This window comes from Ignavigranum ruoffiae (assembly GCF_900110675.1).
Lineage (GTDB): Bacteria > Bacillota > Bacilli > Lactobacillales > Aerococcaceae > Ignavigranum > Ignavigranum ruoffiae.
In genome coordinates, this window is sequence record NZ_FOEN01000001.1 from 125138 (window position 1) to 146702 (window position 21565).

The 21565-nt window shown below is 40.7% G+C and carries 18 protein-coding genes; all 18 read left to right on the plus strand.

What is annotated here, in order from left to right; all coding sequences use genetic code 11:
• Positions 1-12: 12 nt before the first annotated feature.
• The 18 genes from clpB (at position 13) to phnE (BMX34_RS00680) (ending at position 21424) form a co-directional block, all read left to right on the plus strand.
• Complete coding sequence (clpB, locus tag BMX34_RS00595; RefSeq protein WP_092569713.1) at positions 13-2607, plus strand: ATP-dependent chaperone ClpB; 2595 nt, start codon at positions 13-15, stop codon at positions 2605-2607.
• A 240-nt stretch (positions 2608-2847) separates the two neighbouring features.
• The gene (locus BMX34_RS00600) at positions 2848-4002 is read left to right on the plus strand and encodes an AI-2E family transporter (RefSeq protein WP_092569715.1); all 1155 of its coding nucleotides are present in this window, start codon (positions 2848-2850) and stop codon (positions 4000-4002) included.
• Positions 4003-4048: 46 nt separating this feature from the next.
• The gene (locus BMX34_RS00605) at positions 4049-4678 is read left to right on the plus strand and encodes an NfeD family protein (protein ID WP_092569717.1); all 630 of its coding nucleotides are present in this window, start codon (positions 4049-4051) and stop codon (positions 4676-4678) included.
• Between the two features lie 36 nt (positions 4679-4714).
• Positions 4715-5698, plus strand: a complete 984-nt coding sequence (floA, locus tag BMX34_RS00610; RefSeq protein ID WP_200793395.1) for a flotillin-like protein FloA — start codon at positions 4715-4717, stop codon at positions 5696-5698.
• A 2-nt stretch (positions 5699-5700) separates the two neighbouring features.
• A complete protein-coding gene (locus tag BMX34_RS00615; RefSeq protein ID WP_092569721.1) occupies positions 5701-6183 on the plus strand; it encodes a hypothetical protein in 483 nt (160 codons plus the stop codon).
• 220 nt (positions 6184-6403) lie between these two features.
• On the plus strand, positions 6404-7174 hold the full coding sequence (rpsB, locus tag BMX34_RS00620; RefSeq protein WP_092569723.1) for a 30S ribosomal protein S2: 771 nt from the start codon (positions 6404-6406) through the stop codon (positions 7172-7174).
• 108 nt (positions 7175-7282) lie between these two features.
• On the plus strand, positions 7283-8164 hold the full coding sequence (gene tsf / locus BMX34_RS00625) for a translation elongation factor Ts (RefSeq protein ID WP_092569725.1): 882 nt from the start codon (positions 7283-7285) through the stop codon (positions 8162-8164).
• Positions 8165-8228: 64 nt separating this feature from the next.
• Positions 8229-8954 carry a UMP kinase gene (gene pyrH, locus BMX34_RS00630; protein WP_092569727.1) on the plus strand — a complete coding sequence of 242 codons (726 nt, stop codon included), beginning with the start codon at positions 8229-8231 and terminating at the stop codon, positions 8952-8954.
• 136 nt (positions 8955-9090) lie between these two features.
• A complete protein-coding gene (frr, locus tag BMX34_RS00635; RefSeq protein ID WP_092569729.1) occupies positions 9091-9651 on the plus strand; it encodes a ribosome recycling factor in 561 nt (186 codons plus the stop codon).
• A gap of 123 nt (positions 9652-9774) precedes the next feature.
• Positions 9775-10509, plus strand: coding sequence for an isoprenyl transferase (locus BMX34_RS00640; protein WP_092569731.1), 735 nt, complete (start codon positions 9775-9777; stop codon positions 10507-10509).
• Positions 10510-10518: 9 nt separating this feature from the next.
• Positions 10519-11313, plus strand: a complete 795-nt coding sequence (locus BMX34_RS00645; RefSeq protein WP_092569733.1) for a phosphatidate cytidylyltransferase — start codon at positions 10519-10521, stop codon at positions 11311-11313.
• Positions 11314-11324: 11 nt separating this feature from the next.
• On the plus strand, positions 11325-12599 hold the full coding sequence (rseP, locus tag BMX34_RS00650; RefSeq protein WP_092569735.1) for an RIP metalloprotease RseP: 1275 nt from the start codon (positions 11325-11327) through the stop codon (positions 12597-12599).
• 53 nt (positions 12600-12652) lie between these two features.
• On the plus strand, positions 12653-16960 hold the full coding sequence (locus BMX34_RS00655) for a PolC-type DNA polymerase III (RefSeq protein WP_092569737.1): 4308 nt from the start codon (positions 12653-12655) through the stop codon (positions 16958-16960).
• A gap of 124 nt (positions 16961-17084) precedes the next feature.
• Complete coding sequence (locus BMX34_RS00660; protein ID WP_092569739.1) at positions 17085-17630, plus strand: NADPH-dependent FMN reductase; 546 nt, start codon at positions 17085-17087, stop codon at positions 17628-17630.
• A 207-nt stretch (positions 17631-17837) separates the two neighbouring features.
• Positions 17838-18875: a phosphate/phosphite/phosphonate ABC transporter substrate-binding protein gene (locus BMX34_RS00665; protein WP_092569741.1), complete on the plus strand. Its 1038-nt coding sequence runs from the start codon at positions 17838-17840 to the stop codon at positions 18873-18875.
• A 144-nt stretch (positions 18876-19019) separates the two neighbouring features.
• A complete protein-coding gene (gene phnC, locus BMX34_RS00670; protein WP_092569743.1) occupies positions 19020-19778 on the plus strand; it encodes a phosphonate ABC transporter ATP-binding protein in 759 nt (252 codons plus the stop codon).
• A complete protein-coding gene (gene phnE / locus BMX34_RS00675) occupies positions 19778-20602 on the plus strand; it encodes a phosphonate ABC transporter, permease protein PhnE (protein WP_092569745.1) in 825 nt (274 codons plus the stop codon). Before phnC ends, phnE (BMX34_RS00675) begins: the two co-directional genes overlap by 1 nt.
• A 12-nt stretch (positions 20603-20614) precedes the next feature.
• Positions 20615-21424 (plus strand): phosphonate ABC transporter, permease protein PhnE, encoded by an 810-nt coding sequence (gene phnE / locus BMX34_RS00680; protein WP_092569747.1) that lies wholly within the window; start codon positions 20615-20617, stop codon positions 21422-21424.
• Positions 21425-21565 lie beyond the last annotated feature (141 nt).

Consider the following 21565-nt stretch of genomic DNA (forward strand, 5'->3'; position numbering starts at 1 on the left):
AGGGGTGTCAAGATGATTGATAAAATGACGACAACCATGCAAACAACTTTGGGCCAAGCTCAAAATATTGCCATGGTTCGTAAACATCAAATGATCGACCTATATCATCTTTGGCTGGCTTTTTTACAGCCAGACCATCTAGCCTATCAATGGTATGATGAACTGGGAATCGATTTGAAAGAGTTTAAGAAATTTATTGAACAACAAATTGACAAAATCGCTATCGTTGAAGGAAGCAATATTGCTTATGGTCAACAGATTTCACCGAGTTTGAACCGGCTTTTAGCCGATGCCGGTCAATTGGCTGAAGAACGTGGTGACCAGTACTTGGCTACTGAAATTGTTATGTTAGCTATTTATAAACAGAAAAATCATCCGATTACCGAATATTTATTAAATCATCAATTGGATGAAAACAAATTCTTAGCAAGAATCGAAAGTTTGAGAGGGGGAGAAAGTGTGACTCAACAAAATCAAGAAGAAACTTATGAAGCCTTGAGTAAATATGCGATTAACTTAAATGATGCGGTAAAGCAGAATAAATTAGATCCAGTCATTGGTCGGGACGAGGAAATCCGCGATGTCATTCGGATATTAACCCGCAAAACAAAGAACAATCCGGTGCTAATTGGTGAACCCGGTGTAGGTAAAACCGCCATCGTTGAAGGACTAGCTCAACGGATTGTTCGTAAAGACGTGCCAGAAAATTTAAAAGAAAAACAACTCTGGTCACTGGATATGGGAGCTCTGATTGCTGGAGCCAAATATCGGGGCGAGTTTGAAGAACGATTAAAAGCCGTCTTGAAAGAAGTTAAAGATTCCGAAGGCGAGATTCTATTATTTATTGATGAAATCCATAATATTGTCGGCGCTGGTAAAACTGAGGGATCGATGGATGCGGGGAATCTCTTGAAACCGATGCTAGCTCGGGGTGAATTGCACATGATTGGGGCAACAACTCTCGATGAATACCGGCAAAATTTCGAAAAAGATAAAGCCTTAGAACGTCGGTTCCAACGAGTATTGGTTAAAGAGCCGGATGTGGAAGATACCATTACAATTCTTCGAGGACTTAAAGAACGCTTTGAGATTCACCATGGGGTCAATATTCACGACAATGCCTTAGTATCGGCGGCGGTTCTTTCTAACCGCTATATCACCGACCGTTTCCTTCCAGATAAGGCGATTGACCTCGTTGATGAAGCCTGTGCGACCATTCGGATGGAATTGAATTCTATGCCGGTTGAAATTGATATAGTGCGCAGAAAATTAATGACGTTAGAAATCGAAGAAGCGGCCTTAAAGAAAGAAACCGATGAAGCCAGCAAGAAGCGTTTGGCGATTCTTCAAGAAGAATTAGCCGAATATCGTGAACAGATGGAACAACTTCAATTACGCTGGGTTAAGGAGAAGGAATCGGTCAATGCTTTAAGGGATAAACGGCAAGCCTTAGATGAAGCGCGTCATGCTTTAGAAGAAGCTGAAAGTGAGTATGATTTAGAGAAAGCTGCTGAATTACGTCATGGACGAATTCCTCAATTAGAGAAAGAATTGCGCACACTTGAAGCTTTTCAAGAAGAACACGCTTCTGAAAGTCGTCTAACTCAAGAAGTGGTCACCGAAGATGAAATCGCCAAAGTAGTTGGTCGTCTAACCGGAATTCCGGTAGCTCGCTTGGTTGAAGGAGAACGAGAAAAATTACTTCATTTAGGCGAAACCTTACATCGTCGGGTAGTGGGCCAAGATGAAGCGATCGAATTGGTATCAGAAGCGGTCTTAAGATCGCGGGCTGGTATCCAAGACCCTAACCGGCCGATTGGTTCCTTCTTATTCTTAGGTCCAACAGGTGTTGGGAAGACTGAACTAGCTAAATCACTGGCAGAGAATTTATTTGACAGTGAAGACCATATGGTGCGTTTGGATATGTCTGAATATATGGAGAAACATTCCGTATCGCGTTTGGTGGGTGCACCTCCAGGATATATCGGCCACGATGAAGGTGGACAACTTACCGAAGCTGTTCGCCGATCACCATACACCATCTTATTATTGGATGAAATTGAAAAAGCCCATCCCGATGTCTTCAATATTCTGCTACAAGTGTTGGATGACGGACGATTAACCGATTCAAAAGGTCGAGTGGTTGATTTCAAAAATACCGTCGTGATTATGACCAGTAACTTAGGTTCTGATCTGTTACTTGAAGGCGTTGATGACCAAGGTCAAATTGATCCAGAAACCCAAATGCAAGTCAAAACTCTACTTCGTGGGCACTTTAAACCAGAATTTCTAAACCGAGTGGATGATATCGTCTTATTCTCTCCACTGACTAAAGACAATATGAAGGGCATTGTTAATAAGTTCATGGCGGAATTAATTCACCGTCTAGCGGATCAAGATATCACGTTAAGTGTGAGTGAAGCTGTTAACCAATGGCTGGCTGATGAAGGTTATGATCCGGTCTACGGAGCTCGACCACTGAAACGTTTTATTACTAAACAAGTTGAAACTCCATTAGCCAAGGCCATCATCGCAGGTGAAATCTTGCCGAACACTCAGGTAGAAATCGATTTAGAAGATAACCAAATCGTCTTTAATACATTGTAGTAGTCTGAAATAAACATGACTTATAAATCCTAGATTGAAATGCTGGGGTTTATAAGTCTTTTTTGTTTTGAGAAAGAATAGGCTGTAGGTAAGTAGTGGATAAGCTCGAAATGGGAGACCAAATAATATGAATTCTTAGCTCTAATTATAATTTTTGTTTAGATGATCTTTCTTCATTTCTCTTGTAGTTATTTCAAAAACTTGTCATAATAGCTATACATCTATAGAGAGGGTAAGTGAATGAAAGATATTAAAAAGATTGATCGATTGATTCTAAAGTATTTGTTACTTTTGGGCTTATTAGCCATTATTTTATTGAATCTAAATTGGCTTCATGGTTTTCTGTTAGCTTTACTGAATATCTTGCGACCGATTATTTTGGGCTTTGTCTTAGCCTATATTGTGAATATCTTAATGGTCAAGATTGAAGCCTTGCTGGCTCCCCGAAGTCGGCAAAATTGGCTACAGAAAATTCGCCGTCCCTTGGCCATGGTGTTGTCCTATATTTTGATTGTTTTAGTTATTTATTTGGTACTTTCTCTAATTATTCCGCAATTATATTCGGTAATTGTTGAGTTTATTGACCTGATTCCTTTAATTTTGACCTCTATTAAACAATGGGTCATAGAGAACGAAAATCTTATCCCACAATTGCGGACAGCCATTGAGAACGCTGATGTTCAAGTCGACCAGATTATGGCTAATCTTTGGAATGTGGCCAATGATTTTACCAGTAATATTGTAGGTACGACCTTGACGACGGTTGGATCTGTCTTTGCTTTATTAGTGAATGGTTTGTTATCTTTTATGATCTCACTATATGTACTCTTGGCGAAAGAAAGACTAGCTAGCCAAAGTTCGCGCATTCTACATGCTTATTTACCTCAATCCTGGGTCAAGAGAATCTTCTATGTCTTAGATATTGTTAATGATTCTTTCAAACATTTTATTAGTGGCGAAGTGGTGGAAGCTTTCATTCTAGGCATTATGGTGACTCTGGGGATGTGGGTCTTGCAATTCCCATATGCTGGCATGATTGGGGCACTCACAGGTTTCACCGCTTTGATTCCCTTAGTGGGGGCTTACATTTCAGGGATTATCGGCTTTCTCTTGATATTTGTGCAGGATCCTTTGCAAGGTTTGATGTTTTTAGTCTTTATTATTATCTTACAGCAAGTCGAGGGGAACTTAATCTATCCTAAAGTAGTCGGAAGTTCGCTGGGATTACCTGGGATTTGGGTACTTATTTCGATTACACTAGGCGGTGGCCTTTGGGGTGTGGTTGGTATGTTAATTGCAGTACCGCTAGTTTCAGCAATCTATCGCTTGATTGCGAATGATGTTCATCAGCGGGAAAGTGGAATTCCTCTCATTGACGAGGATAATCGAGGGTAGTTTTAATAAATCTGTGATATACTTTTTTTAAGAAAGGGGGAGTCTGATGATTGTATTGCTCTTGGGAATTGCTTGTTTAGTGGCTTCACTTTTTTATAAACGCAAAATTTTCTGGATGCTGCTTGCTTTGCTTTGTTTTGCCTTTCATTTTGAAGTATTTGTCATGACAGGTTCAGCGAGCAATATTAATTTTTCTTCACAGAATTTCATGAGTTTTATTTGTTATCTTTTGGGTATTGTGATGATCTGGACCGAGTTATACATTCCCGATTTTGGGGTATTAGGCATGATCGGCAGCTTTACCAGTGTCTTCGGTTTGTATATGTATCATGATGATTGGCTCAGGGTCTTAATGATTGTCTTAGCGGTGCTGGTATTGATTGGTTTGGAATGCCTCTTCTTTATCAAGGCTGGTCGACAATTTGAGGTTCCCTCGATGTTTGTACTCGATCAACGTTTAGGCAAGGCAGAAGGCTATTCAAGTCATCAAGATTATCCTGAAATTATCGGTTTAATCGGGACAGTGGTGATGGACCTTCGTCCGGTCGGACGTGGTCGGTTTAACGGTGAGACATATGAAATTATTAGTCAACAAGGATTTATTGCTAAAGGTCGCGCGGTTCGGATTGTTAAAGTGACGAATGGATCAATTTATGTGATTGAGGAGGAAGCTTAAATGGATGAAGTATTTAATAGTGGAAATACGGGTTGGATGACCTTCGCCATTGTTATTATTGCGATATTAATTTTATTAATCATATTCTTTCGGTTTGTGCCGATTGGTTTATGGATTACGGCTTACTTTTCCGGGGCCAAAGTTTCCATCGGAAATTTAGTAGGGATGCGACTCAGAAGGGTGGCTCCATCAGAAATTATTCGCCCTTTAATCAAGGCGACCAAAGCCGGTTTAGATTTAACAACCAATGAATTAGAAGCCCATCATTTAGCTGGTGGTGATATCAACCAAGTGGTCGATGCCTTGATTGCCGCTCAACGGGCCAACATCGATTTGGAGTTTGAGCGAGCTGCCGCCATTGATTTAGCTGGACGAAATGTATTCGAAGCCGTTCAGGTCTCAGTCAATCCTAAAGTGATTGAGACGCCTGTGATTGCCGGGGTGGCAATGAACGGGATCGAAGTTATGGCTAAAGCCAAGGTAACCGTCCGGGCTAATATTGAGCGTCTGGTCGGAGGTGCCGGTGAAGAAACAATCATTGCCCGGGTTGGTGAAGGGATTGTAACTACGGTGGGTTCTTCTGAAACTCACTCGATTGTCCTAGAAAATCCGGATTCCATCTCCCAGACTATTCTTCGTAAAGGTTTAGATGCCGGGACAGCGTTTGAAATTCTATCCATCGATATTGCTGACGTCGATGTGGGGCGTAATATCGGTGCTAAATTACAAGCAGATCAAGCCAATGCCGATAAGAATGTAGCCCAAGCTAAGGCCGAAGAACGTCGCGCCTTCGCCGTAGCCGAAGAACAAGAAATGTTAGCAGAAGTTCAACGGATGAGAGCCAAGGTGGTTGAATCTCAAGCTGAGGTACCTTTGGCGATGGCTGAAGCTTTCCGTAAAGGTCAACTGGGTGTGATGGATTACTATAAATTGAAGAATATTGAATCCGATACGAATATGAGAGAATCTATTGCTGGAACTGGTGAGAAGAGCAACAATCAACAAGAAAAGAGGTCCTAATCATGTTTGCCATAATTGGCCTGATCGTGGATGTACTTGTTTTTGTCGGAGTCTTCCGTCTGTTGTCCAATTTACTGAAGCGGGCCAAGGATAAAGAGAAAGAATCAGAAACGACCGCTTTAAACTCTTTGCAGAATTATATTCCTGAAATCAAAAAATCAGCGAACCATACCCAACGCATCGAACAGGTGGATCCAAACCTAAGTCATCGATTGCAACAAGATTTACGCCAGAGACAGGCAGCCGCCCAACAAGTCCGACAAAAGAAAATCAAAGTGAAGGAAGAACCGCTTCAACCACTTGTAGAACCTGAGGTAGAAAATAAGGATTCCATGATGCTTGTGGTTGAGAACCAGGCTGACCAGACAAAAACTCAGGCGCCAAAAGTCGGATCGGATTTGATAAGCTCAGCCCAAGATTTACGTCGCGCAGTGATTCTTAAAGAAATTCTTGATAAGCCTTTAGCTATTCGAGAAGAATGGTAAAGGTACAATCATTTACTAAAACAAGATTCGTAGATTAACTTAGACAAGTTCCATAGAAAAATAGGAATTGTGGTTGCAAATAAAAGGTAGATACCATATAATATGAGACGGTGTAAAAACCAAAACACACGCTTATTAATAGTTGATGGGGTGCTTTCTCACGGGAGTTCATCGACTAGTCGCGATAAGCGGAGGAAAAAACCAAAATGGAGGAAATAGAATGTCTGTTATATCTATGAAGTCTTTATTAGAAGCAGGTGTTCACTTTGGACACCAAACTCGTCGTTGGAACCCTAAGATGAAACGTTACATCTTTACTGAACGTAACGGCATCTACATCATTGATTTACAAAAAACTGTAAAATTGATTGATGAAGCTTATAACTTTGTTCGTGATGAAGTAGCCAACGGAGCTGTTGTCTTGTTCGTAGGAACTAAGAAACAAGCTCAACAAGCGATTGAAGAACAAGCTATTCGTTGCGGTCAATATTATATTAACCACCGTTGGTTAGGTGGATTATTAACCAACTGGGAAACAATTCAAGCCTCAATCAAACGCTTGAAATCTATTGAAAAGATGGAAGAAGATGGTACTTTTGATGTCCTTCCTAAGAAAGAAGTTCAAGAATTACGTAAAGAGCTTGCTCGCTTAGAAGCTAACTTGGGCGGTATCAAAGATATGCCACGGATTCCAGATATTATCTACATTGTGGATCCTCGCAAAGAACATATTGCGATTCAAGAAGCACATAAATTACATATTCCTATCGTAGGAATGGTTGATACGAACTGTGATCCTGATGAAATCGACTATGTAATTCCTTCAAATGATGATGCAATTCGTGCCATTAAGTTAATCACTACTGGCATTGCTGATGCAGTTGTTGAAGGTAACCAAGGCGAAGCCAATGATGTAGAAGAAGAAAATTCTGACAAACAATTCTTCGATAACTTATTCGAATCAGAAGAAGCAAGCTCAGAACAAGCATAAGGATTTTAACAAAGTCTTAAATCAGGAGTACTTGGGTCTAATCACCTTAGGCCTGGCTTAAGACTTTTTTAATAAACTTTTTTAGATAATTCAAGGAGGATGTATTAAATGGCTAAGATTAGCGCAAAACAAGTTAAAGAATTACGTGATATGACCGGTGTAGGTATGATGGCTGCCAAGAAAGCTTTAATGGAAGTGGATGGAGATATTGACAAAGCTGTAGACTTCTTAAGAGCTAAAGGTGTCGATACGATGGCTAAGAAAGCAGATCGCATTGCTGCAGAAGGTTTAGCAGCAACTTATGTATCTGGTAATACTGCAGCCATTGTTGAAGTTAACTCTGAAACTGACTTTGTTGCCAAGAATGAAAGCTTCCAAGAAATGGTTGAAAAGATTGTTAAAACCATTGTTGAACAAAAACCAGCCGACAATGAAGCGGTACTTGGTTTGGACGTGGATGGCCAAACAGTTAAAGACTTGATTATTGAAAATACATCCAAAATTGGTGAAAAATTATCTTTCCGTCGTTTTGCAATTTTAGAAAAAACTGACAATGATGTATTTGGTGAATATATCCATGCGGGCGGACGGATTGCTGCCTTAGTACTCGTTGAAGGTATGCAAGATGAAGAAATGGCTAAAGATGTAGCAATGCATGTGGCCGCAATTAATCCACAATATGTATCAGCTGACCAAGTACCTCAAGAAGTTTATGACCATGAAAAACAAATCCAAACTGAAAAATCATTAGCCGAAGGCAAACCAGCCAATATCGTAGAAAAAATGGTTGAAGGTCGGATGGGCAAATTCTTAGCTGAAATTTCCTTAGTCGACCAACCTTTCGTTAAAGATAGCGCCTTGACTGTAGCTAAATACTTGGCTGAAAAAGGTGGAAAAGCTAAATCCTTTGTACGTTTTGAAGTAGGCGAAGGTATGGAAAAACGTAACGACGATTTTGCAGCTGAAGTTGCTTCACAAATGGGCAAATAATTAAGCTTAATTCAACCCCAGTTATACTGGGGTTATTTTTTAGAAAAAGGAAGGGTCGAAGGAAATGGCAAATACTAAGTATTCACGAGTGATTTTAAAACTCAGTGGTGAAGCCATTGCAGGTGAAAATGGTTTTGGAATTAATCCTAAAGTTATCACAGAAATGGTCAAGGAAGTTAAAGACGTCCATGATTTAGGCGTTGAAATTGCCATCGTGGTCGGTGGTGGAAATATTTGGCGCGGTAGCATTGGCGAAGAAATGGGTATGGAACGGGCTCAGGCGGATTATATGGGTATGCTGGCAACTATCATGAATGCCTTAGCTTTACAAGACGTCTTAGAGAACCATGGTGTGCCGACTCGGGTTCAAACATCCGTAGAGATGCGTCAAATTGCTGAACCATATATTCGGCGCCGAGCCATTCGTCACTTAGAAAAAGGTCGGGTGGTGATTTTTGCTGGGGGAACAGGAAATCCTTACTTTACAACGGACACCACGGCTGCCTTGAGAGCTGCCGAAATTAATGCCGAAGTGATCTTGATGGCCAAGAATAATGTTGACGGCGTCTATGATTCCGATCCAAGATTAAATGAATCTGCACAGAAATTTGAAGAGTTAACCCACTTAGATGTCATCAGTAAGGGACTTAAAGTGATGGATGCAACAGCTTCTTCCTTAAGTATGGATAACGATATTCCATTGGTTGTTTTTAACTTGAATGTTCCTGGCAATATCCGCCGTGTGATTCTAGGAGAGAATATCGGGACTACTGTAAAAGGACACGAATAATTTATTTGCGTCTTGTTAAATAAGGGGCTTAATTTGCAAAACAAATAAACCAGCTTAAAGGTTAGGCGTGTTATTCATGGTTAAAATATGATAAAATGATAGTAACTACTAATTTATAAACAGGAGGAAGTCTCATATGACCCCAGATTCGTTACTGAAATCAAGTAAAGATAGAATGCAAAAATCAATCGATGCTTACCAACGTGAAGTTGGGACCATCCGTGCTGGTGTAGCTAATGCAAGTATTTTAGACCGAGTAATGGTCAACTATTATGGTGCGCCGACCCCATTAAACCAATTAGCGGGTATTTCAATTCCAGAAGCGCGCATGTTAGTGGTTTCACCTTATGACAAGTCAAGTATTGGTGATGTTGAGAAGGCTATCTTGACTTCCGATATCGGTATTACCCCGAATAACGACGGCGATGTGATTCGTTTAGTAATCCCAGCTTTAACCAAAGAACGTCGTGCTGAATTAGTCAAAATTGTCGGTGCTGAACAAGAAAAAGCGAAGATTTCAGTACGTAATATTCGCCGAGATGCAATCGATGATGCCAAGAAACTTGAAAAAGATGGCGACATCACCGAAGACGACTTACATAATTTTGAAAAAGACATTCAAGTGGTCACTGACCAAGCGACCAAAGAAATTGATCGTATTACTGCTGAAAAAGAAGACGAAATTATGAATGATTAGAACTATCATCAAGATTAAACCAAGCTAAGTGAGTCTACTTAGCTTTTTTTATTTTATATCAGCATACATTTTTAAGGATTTTTGTTATAATATCAATTAATGTAAAAGAGTGGAGGGTGGCGAATGAATCTTCAGCAACAAAAGATGCCCCAGCATGTGGCGATGATAATGGATGGAAATGGTCGTTGGGCCAAATCACGGCTAATGCCACGAACGGTAGGTCATAAAGCCGGTGTTGATACCATTAAGCGGATTGCGATTCATGCCCACAAATTAGGTATTAAGCTATTAACTTTATATGCTTTTTCTACTGAGAACTGGGGGCGTCCCGTCGAAGAAGTCAAATATCTAATGAATCTACCCCAGCTTTTCTTTAAATCCTTTATGCCTGAATTAATGGAACATCAGGTGAAAGTGGAAACGATCGGGAATGTTCAAGCATTGCCTGAAGCCACCCTGGAGATTCTAGAACAAGCCAAGGCACAAACGGCTAATAATTCTGGCTTAATCTTAAATTTTGCCATTAATTATGGGGGGCAAGAAGAGCTAACCCAGGCCTGTCGAAGCCTAGCCAATCAAGTGCAAAAAGGTCAATTGCAACCAGACCAGATAGATTCAATGATGATTCAAAATCAATTAACCACCGCAAAATTTGGTCCTTTAGCTTTACCCGATTTAGTCATTCGCACCAGTGGTGAATTGCGTTTGAGTAATTTCCTTTTATGGCAATTAGCTTACAGTGAGTTATATTTTACCGATACCCTGTGGCCAGATTTTAGAGAAGATGATTTTGATCAAGCCTTAGCTTCCTATCAGCAACGGCAACGACGGTTTGGCAAAGTCAAAGAAAGTGAGTAGCAGATATCTATGAAAACTAGAGTCATTTCGGCGGTGATTGCGGTCGCGGTCTTTATTCCCTTTATTATCTTAGGGGGTGGCTATTTTGCTTTTATTATGGCACTCTTGGGATTATTGGCTCTTAAAGAATTAGCCGATATGAAACAAATTAATTATCGCAATTTGGTTGGGATTACCGCATCAATCGGTCTCTTGGCCATTCTGGTACCTAGCCATTATATTGCCATCCTCTCTCAATTTGTAAATAAGGATTATTTATTTTATATTTGTTGCCTTCTATTATTAGTCATTACTGTGTTTAAATCCGATGAATTTAATTTTGATCATGCAGCGGTTTTGATGCTGGGCGCCATTTATATAGGCTATGGCTTTCATTTTTTGATTGTGATTCGGGATATGGGGATTGATACCCTAATGTATCAATTTTTAGTTATTTGGGCGACAGATTCGGGCGCCTACCTAGTAGGTCGACGTTTCGGTGCCACCAAATTGGCACCAACTGTTTCGCCAAATAAGACAGTGGAAGGTCTAGCAGGTGGCTTATTACTTGCTAGCCTGGTGGGAGGGCTATATAATTACTTAGTTCAACCCAATTTAGGCGATATTCATCATGTTTGGATGTTAACCCTGGCCATGTCGATGTTCGGTCAATTAGGTGATTTAGTTGAATCAGCCTTTAAGAGGCATTTTGGTGTCAAGGATTCCGGTCAATTTCTGCCGGGCCATGGAGGCGTCCTGGATCGCTTCGACTCATCGATTTTTACCAGCTTCTTGTTAATGATTTGGATGAATTTATTTAGATAGGATGTTAACCAATGAAATCAATACTTGTTTTTTTACTTGTTTTCTCAATCATTGTGGTCATTCATGAGTTTGGGCACTATTTCTTTGCCAAAAGGGCGGGAATTCTGGTGCGTGAGTTCTCTTTAGGCATGGGACCAAAGTTATTCTCTAATCAAGGCAAAGATGGTACAACTTATACGATTCGGATGCTCCCATTAGGTGGATACGTTCGTTTAGCTGGCCTGAATGATGAGGAAGATATCGAGCCCGGCATGCAAGTCGCTCTGAGTTTGAATCAAGCTGGCCAGGTAGAAACGATCCATTTGAATGAGGATCCTTTGGCTGTCGATACATTGATTGGTCGCGTGAATCAAGTCGATTTGGCGCGAGCGATGGAGATTGAACTGATTCCGATCGGACAAGATCAGATTCAGCGTTTATCCGTGTCGAAGCGTGCTAATATTATTGAGAAAGATGGAACAAAGATTCCAGTCGCACCGATTGAACGACGTTATGAGTCGGCCTCCGTTGGTCATAAGATTTTGACAAATTTTGCCGGTCCTTTGAATAATTTTATTCTTTCAATTCTCTTATTTACTGTGATAGGTTTCATGATAGGTGAGAAGACAACGGATCAGTGGAATATCGGTCAAGTTACTGAGAATTCTGCAGCGGCCAAAGCTGGTTTGCAAGCAGGAGATATTATTGTTGCTTTAGATGACCAGCCAATTGGTAGTTGGGAAGACTTAGTCGAGAAGACCCGATCTATGCCTGGTCAAACAGTATCGGTGACAGTCGACCGCGATCAACAAGAATTTGAGACTTCGATGACGATCGGTCAGGCGAAAGATGAACAAACCGGAGAAACCTACGGCCAAATGGGGATTTATCAAGGTTATGTGACTGAACCCATGTCGCTCTCTGAGAAAATTACCTATGGTTTCAGTCAGACATTCTTAGTGATTGCGATGGTCTTTAAAGCGATTATGGCCTGGTTCACCAAAGGTTTTTCAATTAATGATTTGGGTGGGCCAGTGGCGATGGCACAGATGACTCAGGAAGTGGTGACCTATGGTTTCGTGCCCGTCCTCGCTTTTATGGCCATGTTAAGTGCCAACTTAGGTTTTATGAATTTATTACCGATTCCGGCGCTCGATGGCGGTAAGATTATCTTGAATCTGATCGAAGGAGTGCGAGGTAAGCCACTGTCTCAAGAGAAGGAAGGAATCATTACTTTAATTGGAATTAGTTTATTAATCATTCTGATGGTCTTAGTCACCTGGAATGATATCATGCGTTTATTTTAAGCAGTTTGGTAGGTCAAAGTATTTTGACCTACTTTTTGTGAGAAGGGGATTCAATGGCTGATCAACGAAATTTATTTGAATACTTAATGGATCAAATTGGTTTGGATATTAAGGAATTTGATGAGAATTTTCAATTGGCCCAGATTAATCATGTGGATGTATTCACTGATTCGCGGCAATGGCATTTCTATGTGGACCTTCCTCAGCGAATTTCAATCGAGGCTTATCAGATTTTCTTGTTTCGTATGAAGCAGAGTTTTGATGATATTGCTGAAATTTCTGTTCATTGGCATTTTGCTGATAATCAAGTTACAGATGAAGACATTCAGATGGCTTTTCAAGCGGTATCTTCGATTCTGGTCAAAGACAGTCCTTATCTGCGTTCAAATTTGGATAAAGCTAAATTATCCTATGGGCACCGGGTTTTTCATCTGGGTTTAGCGGATAGTCAGGCGATTGAAATCTTTCAATCGCGTTATCATCAAGCCTTCTTGAATGAATTAGCAAATTTTGCCATTGAGGATGTTGATATTCTTTATGAATTGGATGAAGACTTGCAGCATCAAGTTCTGGAAGATTATCAAGAGCGTCAAATTCAAGCCCGGGAAGCCTTACAAGCTGAGGCGCAAGAAATTCAGGTCAAACTTCAAGAACAAAAACAAAGCGCTCCGGTTGTAGATGCTGAGATTGACCCCATCGGCAAGGATATTCCAGCCGGTCCACTGTGTCCTATGATTGATTTAGAAGATAATCAGTTCAAACAAATTATTGAAGGTTATGTTTTTTCTTCTGAAATTCGGGAATTAAGAAGCGGAAGTCAACTCCTACTCTTAAATGTGACGGATTATACCAGCTCAGTTCAAGTTAAATTGATGTCGGGTCGACGGATTAGACCTGCCCAATTACAGCAATATAAACAAGGGGATTGGTTACGCTTGGAAGGTGATATGGTTCCAGATAACTATACCAATGAATTATACTTCCGTCCGCGGAGTCTCCGACATATCAGTCATAGTGAGCGCCAAGATCTGGCAAAAGATGGAGAAAAACGAGTAGAACTTCACAGTCATACACAAATGTCTCAATTAGATGCCACCAATTCAGCCAGTGATTTAATAAAACAAGCAGCGAAGTGGGGACATTCGGCGATTGCTATTACCGATCATGCGACGGTCCAAGCGTTTCCTGAAGCATATAACGTTGGTCGCGAGCAAGGTATTAAAGTCATTTTTGGCATGGAAGCTTATGTGGTGAATGATGGAGAGCCGGTGGTCTATCAGCCAGAGGAACGGAACCTTAAAGAAGCCACCTATGTCGTGTTTGACTTGGAGACAACGGGATTATCGGCTGTTTATGATTCTATTATTGAGATTGGCGCGGTCAAAATGCATCAAGGACAGGTTATTGATCGCTTCGAGTCCTTTATGGATCCTGGTCATCCTTTATCAGCCTTTACTACCGAATTAACCGGAATTAGTGATGCAGATGTTCAAGGTGCTCCCGATGTAGAGACCGTCTTGAAGCAATTCTGGGAATTCTGCCAAGGGTCGATATTGGTAGCCCATAATGCCAGCTTTGACATGGGCTTTATTAATCATGTCTATAAACAAATGGGCAAAGGTCCGATTCCTTGTCCAACGATTGATACTTTAGAACTTTCCCGGCTAGTCAACCCAGATTTGCGGGCTCATGGTTTAAAAGTATTGACCAAACGATACCAAATTAATCTGGAGCAACACCACCGGGCCGTTTATGACTCGGAAGCGACCGGTTATCTCTTATTCAAGCTACTGGCCCAAGCTGAAGAACAATTCCAAATGACTTCTTTAATCCAACTCAATGAAGATATGGGCAATAAGGAAGCCTTCAAGAATGCTAAACCTTTTCATGTGAGTATTTTGGTTAAAGAACAGACAGGGCTCAAAGATTTATTTAAGTTAGTTTCGGTCTCAAATGTGAAGTATTTTTATCGGACACCAAGAATTCCCCGTCAATTATTGGAGAAGTATCGCCAGGGGCTTTTAATCGGATCGGCTTGTGCCGAAGGAGAACTCTTTACGACGATGATGCAGAAAGGCTATGAAGAGGCTGAGAAGTTAGTCGACTTTTATGACTATATTGAGATTCTGCCTCCATCGGCTTATCAGCATTTAATTGATGAAGGCTTGGTTCAATCTGCAGCTGCTCTTCAAGAGATAATTCAAGATTTAATTCGCCTTGGTCAGCAGCATCAAATCCCAGTTGTTGCTACTGGCAATGTTCATTATTTAGAGAAGAAGGATGCCATCTATCGCGAAGTTATCAAGAGTTCTTTGAAGGTAAATGCCCACCGTCAATTAAATCTACCAGACTTGCATTTTAGAACAACGGATGAAATGTTGGCCGAGTTTGCTTTTCTAGGACAGGAAGAAGCCTTTGATTTAGTGGTCAGACAATCGCAGGCCATCGCCGAGAGTATTGCCGAGATTGAAGTGATTAAAGCCGACTTGTATCCACCAAAAATTGAAGGTGCCGAAGAAGAAATTAAGAAGATGTCTTATCAACGGGCGAAAGAGTTGTATGGCGATCCATTGCCTGAAATCGTAGAGAAGCGCTTAGAAAAAGAACTCAGTTCAATTATTGGCAATGGCTTTGCCGTTATTTACCTGATATCTCAAAAATTGGTTCACAAATCAAACCATGATGGGTATCTAGTCGGTTCTCGTGGATCGGTGGGTTCAAGTTTAGTAGCCACGATGACCGGAATTACGGAAGTGAATCCTTTGGCACCGCATTATTATTGTCCGGATTGCCATTACAGTGAGTTCTTTACCGAAGGGGAGTATGGATCCGGCTATGACCTCCCTGATAAAATGTGTCCTCATTGTCAAAAAGCCTTAAAACGTGAAGGGCAGGATATTCCTTTTGAGACTTTCTTAGGGTTTAATGGGGATAAGGTTCCCGATATTGATTTAAACTTCTCCGGAGATTATCAATCCCGTGCCCATGCTTATACCAAAGATTTGTTTGGTGAAGATTATGTCTACCGGGCTGGAACGATTGGTACGGTAGCTCAAAAAACCGCCCTCGGTTATGTCCGAGGTTATCTGGAACATCAGGATAAGTCCTTACCTAGTGCGGAAAGAGAACGGCTGGCCTATGGTATTGCTGGGGTTAAAAGAACCACCGGTCAGCACCCCGGCGGGATTATTGTTATCCCTGATTATATGGACGTTTTCGATTTTACGCCAATTCAGTATCCAGCCGATGATCAGAATGCAGAATGGCGGACGACCCATTTTGATTTCCATTCGATTGATAATAACGTCTTAAAATTAGATATTCTAGGTCATGATGATCCAACGATGATTCGTATGTTGCAAGATTTAAGTGGCATTAATCCAATTGATATTCCGCCAGATGATGAGAAAGTGATGCAACTTTTCCAGGGAACAGAAGTGATGGGGGTTAGTCCCGATCAGATATATTCTGATACGGGTACACTGGGAATTCCTGAATTTGGCACCAACTTCGTTCGGGGGATGGTTTCGGAAACCAAACCGAAGACCTTTGCCGAATTATTGAAGATTTCTGGACTTTCACACGGGACGGATGTGTGGTTGGGCAATGCCCAGGAATTAATTCGCCAAAAGATCGTCCCATTTGCCGATGTGATCGGCTGCCGGGATGACATCATGGTGTCACTCATCCAATATGGACTGCCGGAGAAATTATCCTTTGATATTATGGAGCGAGTCCGTAAGGGGCGCGGCATACCGGAAGATTGGCAAGAAACCATGCGAGAATATCAAGTACCTGAATGGTATATCGAATCTTGTCTTAAAATTAAATATATGTTCCCTAAAGCCCATGCGGCAGCCTATGTTTTAATGGCTCTCAGGGTGGCTTATTTCAAGGTATATCATCCTATTTATTATTATGCGGCTTATTTCTCAGTCCGAGCCAAAGAATTTGATATTCTTGCCATGTATCAAGGAAAAGAAATGGTTAAACGACGGATTCGCGATATCCGTGAGAAAGGTTTTGGCGCCACCAACAAAGAAACACTCTTATTAACTGAATTAGAAATTGCGAATGAGATGTTAGAACGGGGCTTATCTTTTAAGATGGTTGATTTGAATAAATCCGATGCTAGAAACTTTGTTATTGAAGGTGACGCCCTGATTCCACCATTCAGAGCGATTCCTGGTTTGGGGACTTCGGTGGCCGATCAGATTGTCCAAGCCCGTCAACAGGCACCATTTATTTCCAAAGAAGATTTACAAAAGCGGGGTAAGGTCTCAAAATCCTTGATTGAGTATTTAGACGATAATGGCGTCCTACAAGGTTTACCTGACGAAGATCAATTAAGTCTTTTTTAAGTCAAGACCGAGTCGTTGCTTGAATCAAATGTTTAAAAAGCAGAAAACTTGAAAATAGCTAGAATTCGAAGTAAAATAGTTCTTGTAATAAATAATCATTGATGAAATGAAAGGACGATGGTTGATGGTAAAAATTGGTGTCGTTGTTGGAAGTTTACGTAAGGAATCTTATGCACGTAAGTGGGCCAAGAATTTTACTGAATTATTCCCGAGTGAGGCTGAAATTACTTTTATCGAGATTGGTAAGCTACCGCTATACAATGAAGAATACGATCAACAAGATATTCCCGAATATAATGAATTTAGAAAAGCTGTCTCAGAACAAGATGCGATTATCTTCTCAACCCCAGAATACAATCGTTCTGTGCCAGGCGTCTTAAAAAATGCGATTGATGTGGGCTCACGTCCAGCAGGCCAAGCTGTGTGGACTGGTAAACCTGCCATGATTATGTCTCATTCTGTGTCAGGGATCTCTGGAGCCAATGCGGTTCAAGCTTTGCGGCCAAGTCTAGCTTTCTTAAATATGCCGGTAATGGGACAACCCGAAGTTTATTTAGCAAAATCTGCTGAATTCTTTGATGAAGAAGGTAAATTAAACAACGAAGGCACGCGTAAATTCTTACAATCCGTTGCTGATAGCTTTATGGCTCATATTGAGAAACATGGTTAATCAAGACTTAATGTTAGAACATAAATAAAAATAGCTCGAGTATAAAATCTGTGACCAAGATTTTATTGCTCGAGTTTTTTGCGCTAAAAAACTTGTGCTTGAATCATCAATAAATCCAAATAAATATTTAGTAAAGAATTGGGCTCTTTGTTGAACTCGTCTAAGAGTTCACGTATAATTAATTTATAAAATATTTGGAGGGAAACCATGAAAAAAATTGTAAACCTAATTTCAGTTTTCTTTTTGTTGGCTCTATCTTTTGTCGGTTTAACGTCAGTAGTATCTGCCCAAGATGCTCAAGAAATTGACACTCTGAGAGTTGCCTTTGTACCATCACGTGATCCAGAAGAAATTATTACTGCGACTGAACCTTTGAAACAATTATTAATAGATGAATTGGCTAAGGAAGGTTTCAATGTGAAGAATGTTGAAATCACGGTCGGAACCAATTACGAGGCAGTCGGCGAAGCTATGGCTGCAGGAACCGCTGATGTTGGTTTAATTCCTGGCGGTACCTATGTCCTATTCTCAGATGATGTTGAAGTCCTATTAACTGCAACACGTAAAGGCTTAAGCAAGGATTCAGAAACTGCCAAAGATTGGAACGATGGCAAGGATACTGAACAAGTAGACAAGCAAGTCACTTATTACAAAGGTTTAGTTATTGCTGGTCCTTCCAAGAAAGGTCAAGAATTGGCCGAAAAAGTTAATAATGGTGAAGAATTAACTTGGGAAGATTTAGATAGTGCTAATTGGAGTGTGATGTCTTCATCATCTTCTTCAGGTTATATCTATCCATCTATTTGGTTAAAAGAAAACTTTGGTAAACCTTTATCCGATCTATCTAATATTGTTCAAGCAGAATCTTATGGGTCATCCGTTGCGCGTTTAGCTTCTGAACAAGTTGATATTGTGGTTGGTTTCGCTGACTTACGGATGGACAATGCTGACGCTTGGACTTCTGAAATGGGTCGTGAGAAATCAATCTGGGAAGAAACTAATGTCATTGGGGTTACTCCAAATGTTTATAATGATACAGTATCCGTATCAAAAACTTCAGAAATCATGTCTGATGAACTAAAAGAAGCATTGAAGAAAGCTTTCATTAATATTGCTCAAACCGATGAAGGTAAAGAAGTTATTGCAATCTACAATCATGAAGGCTACCAAGAAGCTTCAGATGCTGATTATGATACAGAACGTGAAGCTCAAAAAGTGCTTAAAGAAGCCGAAGGACAAAATTAAGTCGGGTTAGATTAGATAAATTAATCAAGACTTGAGAAAAACCGAATATTAATCTTTATCATCAGTGACCTTTCACTGACCTAACGGATAGGATAGAGGTTATATTCGGTTTTTCTATGTTTTTGAAATAGAAAGAGGCAGACGATGATAAAATTTACAAATGTTTCAAAACAATATCCCAATGGGGTGATGGGGCTTAAAAATATTAATTTAACCATTGATCAGGGTGAATTTGTCGGGATTATCGGTTTGTCGGGTGCCGGTAAATCGACCTTAATTCGCACAATCAATCGAATGCATCCCATCACTGAAGGTGAACTGATTGTTAATGACATCAATGTCAGTGAGCTCAAAGGCAAAAGCTTGAGAAAGTTTCGCCGTCAGATTGGTATGATTTTCCAATCCTTCAACTTGGTAACCCGAGCCAAAGTGATTAATAATGTCTTAACTGCATTGGTGCCGGATCTGCCTTTCTGGCGAGTATTGGTAGGTTATTATACCAAAGATGAACAAATTAAAGCCCTACAAGCTTTGGATCGGGTAGGAATCTTGGATAAAGCCTATACCCGGGTGGATCAATTATCTGGGGGACAACAACAACGAGTGGCCTTAGCACGCACGATTGCCCAAGATCCTCAAATTATTCTAGCAGATGAACCGGTAGCAGCTTTAGACCCGGTCACAGCCAATGTGGTGATGAATGACTTTAAACGGATTAATCAAGATGATAATATTACAGTTCTGATTAATATTCACCATGTGGAATTGGCTTTAGAATTCTGTGATCGAATCATTGGAATTCGTGATGGCGAGATTGTTTATGATGGACCAGCCGATCAAGTGACTGGTCAGGTCCTAGATTTAATTTATAAAGGTCAGCCTATTGAGAAGGAGGCCATCTAATGAATCACCGACCTAGAAAATTCTGGCCACAGAAGGAAATAACTTTGCCCAATGGCAAAACAGTTTATAAATCTTATTCGTTGGTACCAATCATTCTTCTTATCATCGTGCTCTTATTTTATGGGGCGATGGAGATGACAGGATTTAATCTTCAAACCTTATTAAAGCGGGGGAATCAATTCTTCGTGATTTTAAAAAGGATGTACCCACCTAATCAAGACTTTATCAAGAATGTCCTACCGCCATTAATTGATACGATTAAGATGTCTGTATTAGGAACTGTGATAGGCTCCGTCCTAGCTATTCCGATTGCCATCTTGGCTGCCAGTAATTTATCAATAAATATCTGGGTTTCTTCCTTGATGAAATTTATTTTGTCCTTTATTCGGACGATGCCAACCTTAGTGACGGCCCTGATTTTGACATATATTTTTGGTTTAGGAACCTTTGCCGGGACCATTGCCATTGCTATTTTTACTTTTTCATTTGTGGGTAAACAGCTTTATGAAGCGATTGAGACAGCCGATCTGCTTCCTTATGAAGCCTTAGAGGCTTTAGGAGCTGGTAAAATTCGTTCCTTCTTAGCCGCCTTGGCTCCTCAAGTCTTGCCTGCCTATCTTTCAGTGAGTCTTTATACCTTTGAAGGGAACGTACGTCATGCGGCCATCTTGGGTTATGTCGGTGCCGGCGGGATTGGAATTATTTTGAATGAAAATATTGCCTGGCGCCAATATGATAATGTGGGTATGATTTTGATTTGCCTATTTATCACGGTTGCCATCATTGAAAGTTTTAGCCGTTATCTTAGACGTAAACTCACTTAAAGGAGGGTAAAGATGATTGATCGAATTAATGAAATGTATGAGAAACGAAGTCGCCATACCTGGCAGACCCTAGCTTGGACCGTCTTTACCATTGGGGTGGTGGCTTGGTCCTTGACCACGGTCGACCAAGTACAGTTAAGTTCTAATGGGGGTAAGATTGCCGCCGGGATTATGAACGGGATTCTCTCGCCGGACAAGAATTTATTGTTTAATGTCACTAAGAAATCTGTCCCATTCTTATTACTAGAAACGATGGCTATCGCCTTCTTAGGAACCATCGTTGGCACTGTTTTTTCTTTTCCTTTAGCTTTCCTAGCTTCCAAAAGAGTCGTCCCCACACCAGTAATGATCGTTACTCGAGTCCTAATTATGGCGATCCGTACTATTCCTGGCTTTGTCTATGGACTCATGTTTATCCGGGTAACTGGACCAGGGGCCTTTGCTGGATTGATGACTTTGTCTGTAACTTCAATTGGAATGATTACGAAATTATTTAGTGAAACAATCGATGATATGGATACCTCGATTTTAGAGGCTTTAGATGCTGCGGGTTGTAATGGCTTTGAGAAGATTCGTTGTGGGATTCTTCCTCAATTATGGTCCAGTCTCTTATCTACCGTGGTCTTTCGGTTCGATATGAATTTACGTGATGCTACTATTTTGGGCTTGGTAGGAGCCGGGGGGATTGGAGCACCTTTGATCTTTGCCATGTCTTCATATCGATGGAATGAAGTCGGCGCCATTCTGATTGGTTTAATTATACTCATCTTAATTGTCGAGTATTGCTCAACCTATATTCGCAAACGACTCGCTCATGGCTAAGTAAGAGACGGAGTTGATGACAAGGATTAGACCTTGCCCAGCCTAGCAAATTGTGTTAATATTAACTTGTATCAAAATGACGTGTGGAGTGAGCGGTAACGCTCGCTCTTTTTATTGGCATAGTAGAATTCTAAAATGAGG